This window comes from Patescibacteria group bacterium (assembly GCA_027858235.1).
Lineage (GTDB): Bacteria > Patescibacteriota > Patescibacteriia > Patescibacteriales > BM507 > BM507.
The window spans coordinates 15,903-33,158 of the sequence record JAQIDC010000015.1 but is presented as its reverse complement, the minus strand read 5'-3'; the positions used below and the strand labels follow the sequence as shown (position 1 = coordinate 33,158).

At 32.7% G+C, this 17,256-nt stretch carries 15 protein-coding genes; 12 read left to right on the top strand and 3 right to left on the bottom strand.

Annotation, left to right across the window (positions count from 1 at the left end; all coding sequences use genetic code 11):
* A partial coding sequence (locus PF572_00975; GenBank protein MDA3839637.1) for a transposase occupies positions 1-171 on the top strand: 171 nt, incomplete at its 5' end.
* An 11-nt stretch (positions 172-182) separates the two neighbouring features.
* On the opposite strand, the gene PF572_00970 is transcribed toward PF572_00975, so the two are convergent.
* Together PF572_00970 and PF572_00965 are read right to left on the bottom strand one after the other, a co-directional pair.
* On the bottom strand, positions 183-1,562 hold the full coding sequence (locus PF572_00970) for a mannose-1-phosphate guanylyltransferase/mannose-6-phosphate isomerase (GenBank protein ID MDA3839636.1): 1,380 nt from the start codon (positions 1,560-1,562) through the stop codon (positions 183-185).
* Between the two features lie 66 nt (positions 1,563-1,628).
* Positions 1,629-2,711 (bottom strand): SIS domain-containing protein, encoded by a 1,083-nt coding sequence (locus tag PF572_00965; GenBank protein ID MDA3839635.1) that lies wholly within the window; start codon positions 2,709-2,711, stop codon positions 1,629-1,631.
* A 194-nt stretch (positions 2,712-2,905) separates the two neighbouring features.
* On the opposite strand from PF572_00965, the gene PF572_00960 reads away from it, so the two are divergent.
* Genes PF572_00960 through PF572_00935 form a run of 6 tightly spaced genes read left to right on the top strand, consistent with a single transcriptional unit; the run spans position 2,906 to position 8,664 of the window.
* Positions 2,906-3,628, top strand: coding sequence for a YebC/PmpR family DNA-binding transcriptional regulator (locus PF572_00960; GenBank protein MDA3839634.1), 723 nt, complete (start codon positions 2,906-2,908; stop codon positions 3,626-3,628).
* A complete protein-coding gene (gene ruvC, locus PF572_00955; GenBank protein ID MDA3839633.1) occupies positions 3,629-4,105 on the top strand; it encodes a crossover junction endodeoxyribonuclease RuvC in 477 nt (158 codons plus the stop codon).
* A gap of 3 nt (positions 4,106-4,108) precedes the next feature.
* Positions 4,109-5,587 carry a glycogen/starch synthase gene (locus PF572_00950; protein ID MDA3839632.1) on the top strand — a complete coding sequence of 493 codons (1,479 nt, stop codon included), beginning with the start codon at positions 4,109-4,111 and terminating at the stop codon, positions 5,585-5,587.
* Between the two features lies 1 nt (position 5,588).
* Positions 5,589-6,746, top strand: coding sequence for a polysaccharide deacetylase family protein (locus PF572_00945; GenBank protein MDA3839631.1), 1,158 nt, complete (start codon positions 5,589-5,591; stop codon positions 6,744-6,746).
* Positions 6,747-6,755: 9 nt separating this feature from the next.
* Entirely contained in the window at positions 6,756-7,793 is a 1,038-nt protein-coding gene (locus PF572_00940; protein ID MDA3839630.1) for an aminoglycoside phosphotransferase family protein, read from the top strand.
* Between the two features lies 1 nt (position 7,794).
* Complete coding sequence (locus PF572_00935; protein ID MDA3839629.1) at positions 7,795-8,664, top strand: PHP domain-containing protein; 870 nt, start codon at positions 7,795-7,797, stop codon at positions 8,662-8,664.
* 26 nt (positions 8,665-8,690) lie between these two features.
* Here the strand turns inward: PF572_00935 and PF572_00930 are convergent, their stop codons facing one another.
* Positions 8,691-9,017 (bottom strand): hypothetical protein, encoded by a 327-nt coding sequence (locus PF572_00930; protein MDA3839628.1) that lies wholly within the window; start codon positions 9,015-9,017, stop codon positions 8,691-8,693.
* A gap of 91 nt (positions 9,018-9,108) precedes the next feature.
* Between PF572_00930 and PF572_00925 the strand changes: the two genes are divergently transcribed.
* The 5 genes from PF572_00925 (at position 9,109) to PF572_00905 (ending at position 17,255) form a co-directional block, all read left to right on the top strand.
* Positions 9,109-10,302 carry a glycoside hydrolase gene (locus PF572_00925; GenBank protein MDA3839627.1) on the top strand — a complete coding sequence of 398 codons (1,194 nt, stop codon included), beginning with the start codon at positions 9,109-9,111 and terminating at the stop codon, positions 10,300-10,302.
* Positions 10,299-10,865, top strand: a complete 567-nt coding sequence (locus PF572_00920) for a hypothetical protein (GenBank protein ID MDA3839626.1) — start codon at positions 10,299-10,301, stop codon at positions 10,863-10,865. The genes PF572_00925 and PF572_00920 overlap by 4 nt, the downstream gene beginning before the upstream one ends.
* A gap of 730 nt (positions 10,866-11,595) precedes the next feature.
* A complete protein-coding gene (locus PF572_00915; GenBank protein MDA3839625.1) occupies positions 11,596-12,657 on the top strand; it encodes a hypothetical protein in 1,062 nt (353 codons plus the stop codon).
* Positions 12,658-12,775: 118 nt separating this feature from the next.
* Entirely contained in the window at positions 12,776-15,415 is a 2,640-nt protein-coding gene (locus PF572_00910) for an AAA family ATPase (protein MDA3839624.1), read from the top strand.
* 319 nt (positions 15,416-15,734) lie between these two features.
* Positions 15,735-17,255, top strand: a complete 1,521-nt coding sequence (locus PF572_00905; GenBank protein ID MDA3839623.1) for a YifB family Mg chelatase-like AAA ATPase — start codon at positions 15,735-15,737, stop codon at positions 17,253-17,255.
* Position 17,256 lies beyond the last annotated feature (1 nt).

Below are 17,256 nucleotides of genomic sequence, written 5' to 3'. Positions count from 1 at the left end.
CTTAACTATTTTGAAAACAAAACAACCAATGGATTTACCGAAGGTTGTCATACAAAAATTAAAATGATTAAAAGAGTATCTTTTGGTTTTAGGAATATTGATAACTATATTGCCAAAATGACTCTGGCCTTTTTACCACTTTCTTTCATATTAAACTATCACACTGTTTGACGGGGAGCCTATTAACTCCTTTTGTATATGTCATCATATCTAATGATGTCATCTTCCTCTAAATAGCTGCCAGTTTGGACTTCGATTATTTCTAAGTTTATCTTTCCAGGGTTTTCTAGTCGGTGTTTTGAGGTTGGGGTGATAAAAGTGCTTTCATTCTCTCTTAAATATATTTCCTTATCATTGTTTATTATGGTTGCAATTCCTTTAACAACTATCCAGTGCTCAGATCTGTGATAATGAGATTGTAAACTTAGTTTTTCTCCAGGATAAACGGTAATTCTTTTTACTTTATGAAACTTGTCATCGATTAAAACTTCAAATTTCCCCCAAGGTCTGTGAACAATTAAATTGTCTTCTAGTGAAGTTGAGTTTTCTTTTTTAAGGATATCAACAATTTTTTTAACATCTTCACCTCTTCCTTTTTTGTGAATAAGTATACTGTCGTTATTTTCAATAATTACTAGATCTTCTACTCCTATTGTTGTTATTAGTTTATTTGTTTGAGAATGAGTGAAAATGTTTTTTGAATCATAGCTAATGTGTTTTCCTTTTCTATTGCCATTTTTTAAACTAAGTTCAGCCAGGGAATCAAAAGAGCCAATATCGCTCCATCCAAAATCACCTTCTATCACAACAACATTATCTGATTTTTCTGAAATAGCAAAGTCAATCGAGATGCTAGGTAGTGTTTCAAACTCTTTTACAAAATTTTCATAGTCGCTTACAAGAAGCTTGTAAATTGTTGGTTCGTGTTTTTTTAATTCATTAACAAAAGTTTTAGAATTAAAAATATACATTCCTGCATTCCAGACGTATTGTCCAGATTGTAGGTAAAAATTTGCTGTTATTTTGTCGGGCTTTTCTTTGAATTCAACCACCTTTCGATATGAGTTTATCGGGTTTCCTTTTCTAATATATCCGTATCCAGTTTCTGGACTTAATGGCTTTATTCCAATAGTTCCAATTTTATCATCTACATCAGAGAGTGCTTTTTTGACTATTGATAAATACTCTTCATTCTCTCCTATATAATGATCAGAGGGGAGAAAAATAATTGGAGCATTTTGATTAATCCTTATTTTTTCAAGTAAATATTTTACGGACAGAGCTATTGCTGGGGCTGTGTTTAGACTAGCTGGTTCTATAATAATTTGTTTTTCAGTAAAGTCTTTTTCGATTTCTTTGATTTGGTTGAGAACATTAAAAAAATTATCATTATTGGTGACAAAGAAAATATTTTCCTTTGGCATGATTTTTGTCATGCGCAAAAAAGTCTCTTGTAGTAAAGAGTTGTCAGAGTAAAGGCTTAAAAATTGTTTTGGGAAGTTCTTTCGACTTAATGGCCAAAGCCTTGTTCCAGAACCACCACAAAGAATAACACTGTACATATAGTCTGAATTAATATTAATTTAGACTATAACAATCCGAGCTATAAGTCAATAGATAGGCTAATTTTAGCTTCTAAAAGGATGTTTAGAGAGTTCTTTTTTAAACCAAGAGACAAAAGGAACTTCAGACGGATTTACATTATTTAGTATGCCCAAGTAATAGCTAAGCCATGTTCCGTATTGTAATAGTTCAAATGATTGGAGTAATCTTGTTTTGCTTGAAAGCTTGTGATCAAGGACTTCTATTTTATTTTGTTTAACTACTTTTTTTGTAAGAATTGCTCTTTGCCATATTCTTTTGTGATAAAGCTCTGAGTCGATAAAAAAGAAAAGCATATTTTTTTGATTAGAATGAGGATATTGTAATCCCTCCATTGCAAAATGGTTTAGATCGGGGAGCTCTAGAAAAGTAGAGAAAGTTTTACATGTTTCTGTAATCTGATTTCTGAAAATATGGATATTGCCCATTAGAAATTCTGAGCCAACTAGAATTGGCATTTTACCATGCATCTTGAGAGCCATTTTTTTTGCTTTATTTTTGTTTATTTTAACAGACAATGACAACTCTAAATTATTTTTTTCTAATAAGGCTAATATTTCAGCAATTTCATTTTTACTAATTTTTATAAATCCAAGTTTTACGAATAAATAAATTAATCCAAACAAAGAATAGCCAAGGCCAATTCGTGGCTGGGTGCAAGGATTAAATAAAGGATTAAAAACAAAACCAGGAACATTGTCTTTTTGAGCTCTTTTAGAGAGAGGTCCTCCAGAAGCTAATATTAACATTTTCGCTCCTCTTTTTTTAACTTCTTTGTAGGTACTTAAAACTTCTTCAGTTGTTCCGGAGTAGGAAGAAAAAAGGAATAAAGTGTTTTTGTCGACAGATTTTGGAACAGTATATCCATCAAGAATATCTACAGAAACTTTTAGCTGATCAGAAAATAGTCTTTTTAAGACCCAGCCACCAAGATTTGAACCACCCATGCCATTTATCATAATTTTTGTACACTTTTTGTAAGATTCCGGAAGTTTAATATTTTTTGTGTCACCAAGAACTTGTTTAATCTGTTCTGGTAAAAGAGAAATTGATTTAGCAACCTCGTCTTTGTCTAATTTTGAAATTTCTTTGATATTATCTAGATTCATATAGTTTAATTAATTTTGATATAGTTAGTATATCAAGATACAAAGAAAAAAACTAATATAGAAAGACTTTGTTTGAAGAGCTATTTTTAGAAGTGAGCTCTTGATTTTTCAAAATAAAAATGGTACCTTGTCAGTAGAACTTATAGCAAATAAAATTAAGCTATGAGTTTTTTATTTATATTTAATTTTTGAATATGAGTGGACATTCCAAATGGTCAACAATAAAACGAGCCAAAGGAGCTAAAGATGCCAAGAGGAGTGCTGTGTTTACAAAAATCGCCAAGCTTATAAACATTGCCGCTCGTGATAAAGGTGGCGACCTTGATACTAATTTTTCCTTGCGTCTTGCAGTGGATAAAGCCAAGGCAGCCAACATGCCAAAGGACAATATTGAAAAAGCAATTAAAAGAGGGACGGGTGAGCTTGAGGGAGGAAGAATTGAAGAACTTATTTATGAAGGAATTGGTCCTGCTAATTCACAATTTGTTTTAAGAGTATTAACTGACAACAAAAATAGAAGTGCTGCAAACATTCGTCATCTTTTTTCAAAAGGAAGCGGTTCATTAGGGTCGGTAATGTGGAATTTTGAAATGAAGGGTGTTGTTATGATACTGAAAGAAAATTTAGCTGAAGGGAAAATTGATGATGAGATGGAATTGGAATTAATTGATCTTGGAGCAGAAGATATTAAACAGGAAGATGAAGGAATAACAATATATTTACCAGTGAATGATTTGTCCAAGATAAAAACGTTCCTTGAAGAAAAAAATATAAACACAGAATCGGCAGATATAGAATATGTTGCAAAAGAAGACGTCACTCCAGAAAAAAAGGATGAGGATAAAATTGAAAAATTTATAGAATCCCTTGAAGATGATGAAGATGTTTCCGATTATTACTCAAATTTAAACATTTAAATGACTAAAATAATTTTAGGAATTGACCCCGGGATTGCTGACACAGGCTTTGGTATTATTAGAATAGAACAAAATGGTAAATTGCTTTGCCTTGAATATGGCTCAATTAAAACTAGCCCAAAAGAAGATTTAGCGAGCAGGATAGAGAAACTATTTATTGATTTAAATAAAATAATCAAAAAGCACCGACCGGACATTATTGCTGTTGAAGAATTGTTTTTTAATAAAAACGTAAAAACCGCCCTTATTGTTGGGCAAGCCAGAGGTGTTGTTTTATTGGCAGCGAAAATGAGTAAGGCTAAATTAGTAGAATTTACACCCTTGCAAGTTAAGCAGGCAGTTTCAACCTATGGTAGAGCTGATAAAGCTCAAATTCAAAGAATGGTAAAAATGATTCTTAATTTAGAGGAAATTCCAAGACCAGATGATGCAGCCGATGCTTTGGCTGTAGCTATTTGTGCCTCTAATTATAAATAATTTATGCAAGCAAAATTAAAAATAGTTTCAGTTTCATCAGAAATAGCTCCTTTTTCAAAAACAGGCGGTCTTGCTGATGTGGCCAGAAGTCTTCCCAAAGCCCTAAATAGACTAGGTCATGATGTTATAGCTATAACCCCGCTTTATGGACAACTTATTGATAAAAAGGAACATAATCTAAAAATAGTTTATGAAAATGTTAATGTTATTTTAAATTCTAAAGAAACAGTAAATGTAAATTATTGGAAAGGGTATTTAATGGAAGATCTCCCAGTATATTTTGTAGAAGTGAAAAAGTATTTCTCAAAAAGAAAATCTTTGTATGGGTCAGGTCACGAAAATGCAAGATTTTTAATTTTTAATGTTGCCTCTCTAAAATTAATTTCTCTTCTTAAATTTGAAGCAGATATTGTTCATTGTCATGATTGGCAAACCGGCCTCATCCCTTATTATCTAAAAACCGATTTTAGATATTCAAAAACACTTAGTCATGCTAAAACGATATTTACTATACATAATTTAGTTTTTCAATTTGGTCAAAATTGGTGGGATACACCACTTAGCAAAAAAGATTACGGCAAAAAAAGACTCCCCCATATAAACGACCCAGACATTGAGTATATTAATTTTGCCAAAAGAGGATTACTATCGGCTGATATTATTAACACAGTTTCAGAACAATATAGAGATGAGATATTAACCAAAAAGTTTGGACAAGATTTACATAGAATCTTAAAAAACAGAGAAGAACGTGTCTTTGGGATAGTGAATGGGATTGACTATAATGCCTACAGTCCAGTGAGTGACAGGGGTTTGTATAAAAATTATAATTTTTCAAAGATTCACAGAAAAGAACTAAACAAAGAATTTTTACAAAAAAAAATAGGCTTTCCAGTTAATTCAAATATTCCTTTGGTTTGTGCTACTTCAAGGGTTACTTTTCAAAAAGGCTTTGAGTTAATTGAAAATCTAATGGAATCAATTGTAAGAATGGATATTCAATTTATTATACTCGGGGACGGCGATAAAAATTATATAAGCACTCTAAAAAAGTATAAAAAAAAATATCCAAAGAAAATTATTTGGATTCCTTTTACTGGCAACAAAAGCATAGAAACTCTTATCTATGCTGCCTCTGATATGTTTTTGCTTCCTTCTCATCATGAACCATGTGGAATAAATCAGTTAATAGCAATGAGATATGGTTGTATTCCAATTGTCAGAAAAGTTGGTGGACTTCACAATACAGTTGTGGACTATTCGCCTAGTAAAGAGAATGGAACAGGCTTTGTTTTTAAGTCCTTTAATGAATTTTCTTTTCACGCGGCTATTATTAGGGCGCTTGAGACATATAAATACAAAAGTAATTGGAGAAATCTTGTTTCAAGAGCAATGAAAAACTCTAGCTCTTGGGAAATCCCAGCAGGCAAATATGTGGTTCTATTTAGAAAAGCAATAAAAATGAACGGTAACCATAAATAATATGAAGTGGATAAATTTCTTACACCTGTATCAACCAGTAAATACAGATACCCATAACATTAAAGAGGCAACAGAAAAAAGCTATAAAAGAATAATAAGAGCTTTAGAGGAAAATAAAAATATTAATTTTACTTTTAATGTTGCAGGTTGCCTTATTCAAAGGTGGGAAGAAATGGGGGAGCATGAGTTAATTCAAAGATTATTTTCTTTAGTTAAAAAAGGACAAATTGAATTGACAGGCACAGCCATGTATCATCCAATATTACCCCTAATGCCAAAAGAGGAGATTGTTAGACAAGTTAAGGAGAATGAAAAGATTTTAAAAAAATATCTCAGTGATAAGTATAAACCAAAGGGATTCTTCTTGCCTGAAATGGCCTACAGTCCATCTGTGGCCAAATCAATAAAAGAGCTCGGCTATGAGTGGATAATAGTTGATGAAATTATTTGCAATGGTAAATTGAATCAAACGGATGTTGGGAAAATTTACGGGGATGAGAATAGTGGTCTAAAGTTAGTCATTCGTACGAGAAGTGAATCAAATACTTATGTTCCTCAAAAAATAGCTAAGTTACTTGATGCAGGTGAAGAAAAAACAGTCATAACAGCAAGCGACGGAGAGTTATATGGCTTGCGTCATATAGACCATACAGGTGAATTTGAAAAACTGCTTAAAAGAGCTGGGCTGGAAACGCAAAAAATATCAGACTATATTGGTACGCAAACAAAAATAGAAAAAATAAAACCGATTTCAGGTAATTGGAACTCATCTGAAGCTGAAATAAAGCGGGGCCAACCTTTTTTTGTTTGGTATAACAAAAAAAACAAAATACAAATGAGACTCTGGGAAATGCAAAAGATAGCCTACACAGCAGTTTATGATTATAAAGATGACGATAATTTTTACTGGGCTAGATGGCATTTGGTACGGGGTCTTATTAGCTGCAACTACTGGTGGGCAAGTGAAAAGGATTTTATGTTATTTTCAGGAGTAACTTGGAACCCAGATGAGATAGAGAGGGGAATAAACGACCTGACAAGAGCAGTTAGATCTTTGGCTAACAAAGAAACAAAGGATATAAAAATTGAAATAGAAAAAATGGCCTCAGAGTTAAGATACAAAATCTGGGAAAAGCATTGGCAGGTTTATTGGAAATAAATTATTATTATGAATAAAATTTATCAACTCTTTGACGAAAAATTTGTTAAGGAGCTATTTACAAAAAAAGTTCTACCTCTTTACCCAGAGTTTGATAAAATAAAATCAATTAAAATTATCCCGCACAAAAAAGGTATTTGGGGTAAGTATTATTATCATGTTGTTATAGAGTTTAAAACAGTTTTTATTACAAAAGAGGGAAAAATAAAAGAACTTCCAATTTTTTGCTCTGCTCATGACTCTGAACCAAGGAAAAATGTTCATGCAGTTTTAAAATATTTGTGGGAAAATAGTTTTTCAAAGGGCCATCTTTCTATTCCACACCCTCTTTTTTATTCAAACGAATTTAGGGCAACGTTCTATAGGGGGGTAAAAGGACACACCTTATATTATTATATTAAAGAGGACGACAGGAAAAACGTTGAGGAAATATTGCCAAAGGTGGCATCCTGGTTTGCTAAACTGCACAACCTGAACACAGAAGGAGCTAGGAACTTTAATAAAAACAATAGCCGAATAAAAACAGTTGTTCCTGGAGAGAAGAAATTATTTGAGAAAATATTTTATCAATATCCAAAATATTTATATATTTATGAAAAAGCTTATGCCATTTTTATTAAAAAAGAAAATAAATACCTAAATAATCCAAACAACAAACATTGTCTAGTTCATGGTGACGCTCACCCTGAAAATATTATAAAAATGGGTAAAAAGAAAATAGGAGTAATTGATTTTGCTGATATGAGCCTCTCTGATCCAGCAAGAGACATTGGTTCATTTTTACAGCAACTATTTTACATGTCAAAGCGAAAAACAAACGACAGGCGATATGGGAATAAATTAAAAAAAATATTTTTGGATGCCTACCTTAAAAATGCTAAAATAAAAATGACAGAATCTTTGGAGGAAAGGATAGAAATGTATTATAATTGGACATCATTACGAACAGCTACTCATTTATTATTAATGGACCATCCACAGCCACAAAGAGCAGATATGTTAATTAAAGAAGTAAAAAGGAAATTAAAAATTACTAAAAAAAGTTAATATGAGGATAGACCTTCAACATCACTCAACATATTCTGATGGACAATTAACTCCAACGGGGGTAGCAAATTTTGCGTATTCAAATGGAGTAAAAATTGCCTCATTAACTGACCACAATACAGTAGCAGGTCTTGATGAGTTTAAGAAAGCATGCAAAAAAAGGAGAATGAAGTCGATAGTTGGGCTAGAGCTATATGTTAAGCTGGGTCATAAAAGATTTAACTTACTTTGGTATAATTTTGATGACGCCAGTCCCGAACTACACGCATTATTGAGACAAACCCAAATCAGAAGAAGAGCAAGTGTTAGGAGAATATTATGTAAGGTTATTGAAAAAAAAGGAATAGAACTAAATGTAGAGAAAGTTTTAGATTCTCATAATCACTACATTCCTATTAATGGGATAGTATATGAAATGTGGAAATCAAAAAAAAATCAAAAAATATTTGAAAATGATTTAGAAATAAAGAATCCTCGCGAAGAAGATATAATGATGGAGTATTTAAAAAATAAAAAATATGGTGTCTTGAATGAGAGTTATGTTAATATAAATAGGATTATAAAATTAAGAAAGAAAATTGGTGGTCAATTAATTATAAATCACCCAGGGAAAAATGGACATCTTAAACGTGAACAATTTGAGCATCTTAAGAAAATGGGAATAGACGGCATAGAAGTTTTATCTCCACATCATTCTTTGGGAGCAGTAATGTATTTTCAATACCTTTCTAACGAACTTGATTTTATTGAAACCGGTGGGTCAGATTTTCACATCTTTGAAGGAGGTAGAGCAAAAATTCAAAATTCTTGGAATTATTTTCAAATTGAATCAAAATATTTAAGAAAGATAGATAGAATAATAGGCAAATAAAAAACCCCAGTTATAGAGACCGAGGTTTAGATTGAAAAATGTTGAAGAGGTGGGTCTATGGGGACAAACTTGATGCCAAACATTTTGCTTGTTTGCTCACACATTGTAGTGAGAAAATTAGTTGCTACTCGGTAACTACTTGCTCGGTCACAGGTTGTAACTTCAAAACTTTTCATTGGTTGACCTTCGACCTTGAAGTTACGCTCAGTTTTTGGATTGATAGTCACCTCTTTCCCGAGGACATTGTTGAGTTCAACTGACCTCCCCCACAGCCTGTCACTATCTTGAACAGTGGCAGTCGGGGTAAAAGTGCTTGAAATTTCGCTCATAACACTAGAACTCTCTTTAGTCATTTTTTTTCCCTTTCTTCCTGGTTAGTTGTTGAAAAGATCTACATTGAATAATAATAAGATATCATAAATAGATAAAAAGTCAATATATAACATGTTCAAAGACATAAGAAAAGAAGCTTATGAAAAATCAGTTGAGCTTCTTTTGAAAAATTCAACAGAATTTGGGTTAATGGCATCAACCCCAGGTGAAGAAGCTCGAGAACAAATGTATGTAAACATTTTTGCTCGAGATGCTTCGATTTCATCAATGGGAATGGTCGCTTCAAAAAACAAAGATTTGATTGAGGTGGCTAGAAAAAGCCTAACTACCCTCTCCGAACACCAAACAAGTCTAGGACAGATTCCATCCTCCATTAGCCCGGATAATGAAAATTCCTATTTCTATTATTTAGGAAGTATTGATTCTACTTTGTGGTGGCTAATTGCTGTCGATTTTTATGATAAACACTCAGAAGACAATGAATTAAAGAAAGCACTAAAACCCAAAATTGAAAAAGCAATCAATTGGCTTTTTTATCAAGATACAAATAATGATGGTCTTTTGGAACAGGGCGAGGCAAGCGATTGGGCAGACTATATGCCAAACAATGGGGCTGTTTTATATACAAATGTTTTGTGGTATCGAGTTCTGCACCTTTATGGCTATGAAGACGAAAGAGAATTAGCTCTAGATGGGCTAAATAGCATATTCTTGCCTCATCAGGCAGATGCTAGTAAATCAATATATTTACAAAAAGAAGAATATAGGGGAAAAACGCTGGATTTTTTAAAAAAAGATGTAGAAAATATCCCATGTTATCTGCAATATATTTCATATCGATATGCATCAGACAGATGCGATGTTTTTGCAAATTCTCTAGCAATTTTATTTAATGTGTCTGAGAATAAAAAATCTAACGAAATAATAAGATATATAATAAATAAGAAAGCAAATAAAAAATATCCAGTAAAAATACTATTCCCTGAAATTACAAAAAAAGACCAAGATTACAGAGAATATCTAGATGAAGAGCCAAGTTTGAATAAAGCGAATTGCTATCATAATGGCGGTATTTGGCCATTTGTTGGTGGGTTTTGGATAATTGCCCTAGAAAAAGCCGGTCAGCATGACTTGGCAAAGAAAGAATTACGAAGATTAGCCGAACTAAACAAAAAAAACAACTGGGAGTTTAACGAGTGGTTTAATTCAAAGAACTACAAACCGCTAGGAATGAAAGGTCAGTCCTGGAATGCCGCAATGTACATTTTAGCTTATCATGTCGTAAATAATGATATAAAATTATGAAAAAACATCTTATCTTTGAAGGGGCTGAACTATCAGGCAAAAGTTGGATAATGTCTCAAGTATATGAATATTTAGAGAAAGATGCCAATACTAGCAACAATATTTTAAATGGTTGCCATTGGTTTAATTGTGATAATGGTGTATTTGGGAGCGATAAGGGGGCGGCAGTTTTAGAACATTATATAGAAATTTTCAAGGAATTAAATAATAAAAATATAATTTTAGAGAAATTTCATATTTCAGACCTAATTTACAACAGACTGTATAATAAAGAAGAAAAGAACTATCAAAAGATTGAAAATGAACTAAAAAACCTTAATTTTAAGATTGTTTTTATTAAATTTCCAGAGAAAATTGAAGTAATAGAGAAAAGAATTCAAGATAGATTAAATTTATACCCACATTACGAAAAAATACTAAAGTCACCGCAGTGGTACATTTCTCAACAAAAAGAGTACGAGAAAGAGATAAGAAGGTCTACTCTAGATAAGATTGTAGTTAATACCGACAAATTACCTGACTGCGGTATAGTTGAGGATATAAAAAAGTGGATTAATATATAATTTAGCTAATTTTAGGTAATAATCATAAGTTTTAAACTTATCCCCAGTTGACAAAATAGCTTATATTTGATACTATATAATCATAGACAAAAATAAAAATAAAAAATAAAAAAAAGATGATTAGCTCACATGTAGCTTCTGATTATAGTGAGATCAAATTGAGTCATATCAATTGGAGGCAGTACAATTTAATAAAAAAGAAAGCAATGGAGCAGGAGTTCAGTTGGTCTGGACTCGTATTAAGTTTGTCCATTGCTTTTTTTGTTGTGATTGGAGCTGCGCTTATATTGTCGAGCTTTTATTCAGTTTTGGAGAAAAAATCGATAAATTTTAGCGAAAACTCTAAAAATCATATTTATTATGAATCTGTAATAAATAGCGATTTTAGCGATTCTTACTATTTAAATAGATATTCCTAGTTTAGCTTATAGAAAATTACTTTTATGAGTGCTTTTCTATGATCTAAAAAGATCATAAAGTAATAAGTTTAGCCAATTATTTTGCTAAATTTACCGCTCTTTTCAAAAACTAAAGAGCCAAGTTGTATATAGCCCAGCAAGGTACTATTTATAGCTTGGCTCCCACACATGATTCATCGTCTTTGCGGCGGTGGGTCGTGCATGGGGATTTAAAATGTTAGGGTTTTAAACTTTAGCGTTTCCAAAATGTCACCGGACTCAAATTGGTGACATTTTTGGTTTCCAAGCTTATCTGCTACAATTAGTATAATATGAAAAATATTTTGAAAATATTTATAATCTCTTTTATTCTATTTTCCCCTTTTGCTATTTTTGCGGCGATTGAAAATATTGATAATGCTGGTTTTGTTCCTGGTCCTATTTGGTTTTCAAAATATCCAGTTTTTGTTGACGATGAAGTGAAAATATATACAGCTCTCTACAACAATAGTCAGTATAATATTTCTGGTGAACTTCATTTTTTTAATAATGAAGGTTTTATTGGAGATACAGGTTTTGAAATGCCTGCCAATTCTGGCGCCCATAATGTTTGGATAGACTGGGTGGCTGAAAAAGGAGAAATAGAAGTCGGCGCTGAAATTAAAAATGTTTCAATTATAAATAGTATTGAAAATATTGTTGCAGATATTGATTTTAAAGAGACCCAGATTGCAAAAAGTAAAATATTTATTGATTTTGATAACGACAAGGATGGTATAGGCAACATAGCTGACGATGACGATGACAATGACGGGAAAAACGACTTAGCAGAGATTGCTGAAGGAACCAATCCTTTTGAGCATGACCAAATTATATCTACTACAACCCCCAATGAAGATGTTGAATCTGAAATACAAATAGTAGAGGAAAAGGGGTTTTTGGATAAAATAGACGATTCTGTTATGGGGTTTTTAAATAAAATAACTCAAAATAAAGTTGATGGCTTGGTTGATAGCTTAAGCATATCTCAAATAGAAAAGCTAGAGACAAAAAAGGGGGAATTAGAAGAAAAGATTACAGATACCCTGTATAATAGCCTAGACAATATTGTCCAGTTAAAAACAGTAAAATCCACCTCTACAGCCTCTTCAACCGAGATTGCCCCAAATCCTCCAGATTTAACCATAACAAGTGAATATTTACCTAAAGATCTAAATGAAGCGAAGGTAAAGAATAAAATAAGTGTATTTTTTAAGAATCTTTTTTCAAAAACTTATCTCTTAATTGTAAACGTATTGATTTTCTTTTTAAGTCATACAATTTTTCTTTTTTTATTAATATTTTTTATTGTATACTTAGTAATTAGAAAAATATTTAAATTTTTTGTCGGATAATTTTATATTATTTTAATGACATCAAGAAGGCCTGAAAAGGTCTTTTGTCATATATTTTAATATGTTGTATAATTAAGGATAAATACGGCATTTCCGTGTTTTTCTTAATGATAAAATAATGTATTTAGAAAAGCTATCAGTCCAAGGATTTAAATCATTTGCTAACAAAAATGAACTAACTTTTGTTGGTATGCTTAATGACACCAAAAGAGGCTTAACGGCAGTTGTTGGACCTAATGGTTCTGGTAAATCTAATGTGGCCGATGCTATACGTTGGGCTCTTGGTGAGCAAAGTATGAAATCCTTGCGTGGCAAGAAAAGTGAAGATGTGATATTTTCGGGTTCTGACAAGAAAGGCAAGCTGGGAATGGCCGAAGTTTCTCTTCATCTAAACAATGAAGACAGAAAAGCCCCAATTGATTATTCTCAATTAGTTATCACTAGGAGACTTTTTAGAAATGGAGATAGTGAGTATTTAATAAACAATAGTCGTGTTAGATTGTCAGATGTGCAGATGCTCCTCGCAAAGGCAAAGTTTGGTCAAAAGACATATTCAGTTATTGGGCAAGGAACAGTTGAGGGGTTTTTAAGCGCTTCTCTTTCTGAGCGTAAGGAATTTTTTGATGAAGCAACTGGAGTAAAACAATTTCAAATAAAAAGAGATGACGCTTTAAATAAACTGAAAGCCAGCTATGAAAATCTAAATCAAGCGGAAATGATTTTGGTTGAAATTGAGCCAAGACTAAAAAGTCTTACTAGGCAGGTTAATAAAATTCAGAGAAAAGAAGAACTTGAAAAAGAGCTGAGAAGTTTGAGCTTGGTATATTACAGAAACACTTGGCACAAGATAAACGATGAATTTTCAGATTTCAATAAAAGGTATTTGGAAATTGAAAAAGAAAAAAACACCAAAGAGGATTCAATGAAAAAATTGAACCAAAATTTAGCTGTTTTGGAATCTGAAAATACTGTGAGTGAAGAGTTTAATCAATTGCAAAGAGATTTAAATAAACTACAAATTGAGAAAAATGATTTGAATAAAAAGATAGCTAGGCTCGAGGTTGAAAATGAAGTTGATTTAGAGTCTAGGGGCCAATTTGATTTGTCTTTTTTGACAGGGAGAGTTTCGGACATGAAAAAAGAAATTGAGTCATTGGAAGAAGAAATTTTATTTGCAGATACTGAGGCCGGGAAAGAATCTCAGGGTCTAGAAGAGTTTAGTAACAAAAAAAGAGAGCTAGATAAAAAGATAAACGATATCAATAATAGGATATTTTCTTTTTCATCATCCCCGAAAAATAAAGACGGCGATGATATTAAAAATATAATTAACTCGGTTCTTAATAAACTGAAAGAGGCTGAGGAAAGTGAAGACTTTGCAAAAGTAAAAGAGATATTAGTACAAATAAAGAATGATTTAAAAAAAGTAGTTTCCACCGACGAAGATGATGAAGAAAAGGTGAAGTTTTTGTCAGAAGCAAGAGCAATGATTAATAAATATATAGAAGAGAAAGAGGTGGTATTGTCTCGCGTTTCGGAAATAAATTTACTAGTTGCCTCAAAGAGAGAAAGAGCCTCTTTGAAAAAGGAAAAATTAAGTCAACTAAAAAACGAATTGAGTTCTCTAAAAGAACGAATAGATCAAAGTGCTAACAAGTTGAGTAGTAGTGAAATAGCTGAGGCTCTTAATAAATTTAGTTTAGAATTACAGACAGTTGATTCTAGAATTAACGAAGTTAAGAAAAAGATTGAGAATATATCACAGGCTGAAGAAGAAAAGAGAAGTAAGCTTTTTTCCCTACAGAGAAGCATTCAATCTTTACAAAACGAGATTAATATCATCACAAATAAATTAAATGAGGTCAAGATTAATGCAACCAGAAGAGAAACTAAGCTAGAGGACCTGGAAGTAGAAATAAGACAAAACCTTGGGGGTATGCGTGAAGTTCGTGACACTAGAGCCGAGGGACATGTTGAACTTGAAGAACTAAAAAATAAAATTTCAAACACCAGAAAACATCTAGAACATATTGGGGGGATTGATCCAGAAGTTGAAAATGAATTTATTAGCACAAAGGAAAGGTACGATTTTATATCCGGGCAAGTCACCGATTTGGTCGATGCCATTGGTTCACTTGAAAAAATAATTAAAGAATTAGATATTACGATTAAGGAAATTTTTGATAAAGAATTCAAAATAATTCAAACTAAATTTGAAGAGTATTTTAAAATTTTGTTTAGTGGAGGGAAGGCTCGTATTATTAAAGTTATGGAAAAAGACGAAGACCCTTCGACAAGCTCAGGGCAGGGGGAAGAGGAAGAAAAAAAAGAAGTAGTTTTTAAATCAGCAATTGATGCTAAGAAAATTAAATTTTTACAAAAACATAATGCAACTGGGCTAGCCGGCATTGAGATACAGGCGACACCTCCAGGGAAGAAGATTTCTTCTATTTCTATGTTGTCCGGAGGAGAGAGAGCCTTGACCGCTATTGCTCTTATTTCTGCTATAATTTCTGCCAACCCATCACCTTTTGTAGTTTTGGATGAGGTTGATGCAGCTCTAGATGAAGCAAATTCTGAAAGGTTGGCTGAAATTTTGGATGACCTATCTCATAAAACTCAGTTTATAGTTATTACTCATAATAGGGCTTCAATGCGAAGGGCTAGTATTCTTTACGGAGTGACTATGGGGGATGATGGAGTATCTAAATTGCTTTCTGTTAAACTGGAGGAGGCTAAGGCTGTTGATAAACAATAAGACTTTTCTATGTACTTTTTTAGAAAAAGTACCAAAAACGTTCACTGAAAAAATTTAGAATATTTTTATTACGATAATTCACTCAAAAAATCTCAAACTCGCTTCGCTCAAACATGAGCATTTTTTGGCGAATTTCGAAATAAATTTAATTTATTCTAAATTTTTCAATGTTCACAAAGAGAAAAAAGAAAAATAAGGAAGTTTTAATGTAAAAACACACCCCACCTACGCCCTGCTTCGGCACCCCTCTCAAGAAGGGATTAAAAACAAGGAGGATTCATTCATAATTCAAAATTCATAATTCATAATTCACAAGTGTATGTCATCAAAAATATATTCTGCAGCGGTTCTTGGGCTTGATGCTGAATTAGTTGAAGTTGAGGCTGATATGGGTGGGGGCGATTTTGGGATGGTGGCTATTGTTGGTTTACCTGATACGGCTGTTTCTGAATCCAAAGAAAGAGTTAGGAGTGCTATTAAAAATTCTGGTTTGCAATTTCCTCGCGTGAAGACAACCGTCAATTTGGCACCGGCCGATATTAAAAAACAAGGACCTGGTTACGACTTGCCCATTGCTATCAGTATATTGCTCGCAACTAATAAGATTAAATTTTCTGAATTTTTGGCTAATAGCTTATTTGTAGGAGAACTTGCCCTGTCGGGTGCTTTACGTTCGGTGAATGGGACTCTTTCTATTGCACTTCTTGCCCGTGAAAAGGGATTTAAAAATATCTTTGTTTCTAGTGAAAATGTTTTTGAAGCTTCTTTGGTTCCAGGGCTGAATATTTTTGGTGTAAAAAACTTAGTTGATGTAGTCAATCATTTGAACAGTGGGAAGATGATTGAGAAAAGTGAAAGACAAGATTTCAAATCAGAAGAGGAAGATGGTGTTTTTAATATGGCTCATATTCGAGGGCAATCGTTTGCAAAAAGGGCAATGGAGATAGCTGCGGCTGGTTCACACAATATATTAATGAGTGGACCTCCTGGTTCAGGTAAAACATTGTTGGCTAGAACGATACCGTCAATATTACCTGAGATGACAAACGATGAAGCTCTAGAAGTAACGAAAATATATAGTGTTTCAGGAAAACTAAATTTTCGAAATGGAGTGGCCAAGACTAGACCATTTCGATCGCCTCACCACACCTCTTCTGGTGTTTCTCTTGTAGGTGGTGGTGTTTGGCCAAAACCAGGGGAAATCTCTCTTGCACATAGGGGTGTTTTGTTTTTGGATGAATTTGGAGAATTTTCTCGTTCAGTTTTAGAAAATCTTCGGCAACCATTGGAGGACGGGATAGTTAATGTTAGTAGAGCTTCAGGAAGTGTTTCTTTTCCCTCAAAATTTGTTTTAGTAGCTGCTACCAACCCTTGCCCCTGCGGTTATTCTGGTGATAGCGAAAAAGAATGCATCTGTTCCGCCTCGCAAGTAATGAATTATAAGAAAAAAATATCAGGTCCCATTCTTGATAGAATTGATCTTCATGTTGAAGTTCCAAGAATTAGTTTTGAAAAATTATCTTCTCAAAATGATGAGGAAGATTCAGAGATTATTCGCAGGAGAGTTCAATCTTCTAGAAATATTCAGACCACCAGATTTAAGGATACAAACTATAAGTCAAATTCTGAGATGAGCTCAAACTCAATTAAAGAATATTGCCCTGTTGATGAGGATACTAAAGCAATTCTCAAAAAAGCTGCTAACTCACTACATTTATCTGCTCGAGCATATTTTCGAATATTAAAAATAGCTAGAACTATAGCTGACCTAGATAATAGCAAAAATGTTTTAAAAGAACATGTTGTCGAGGCTCTCCAATATAGAGCGAAAAATGCTTGAT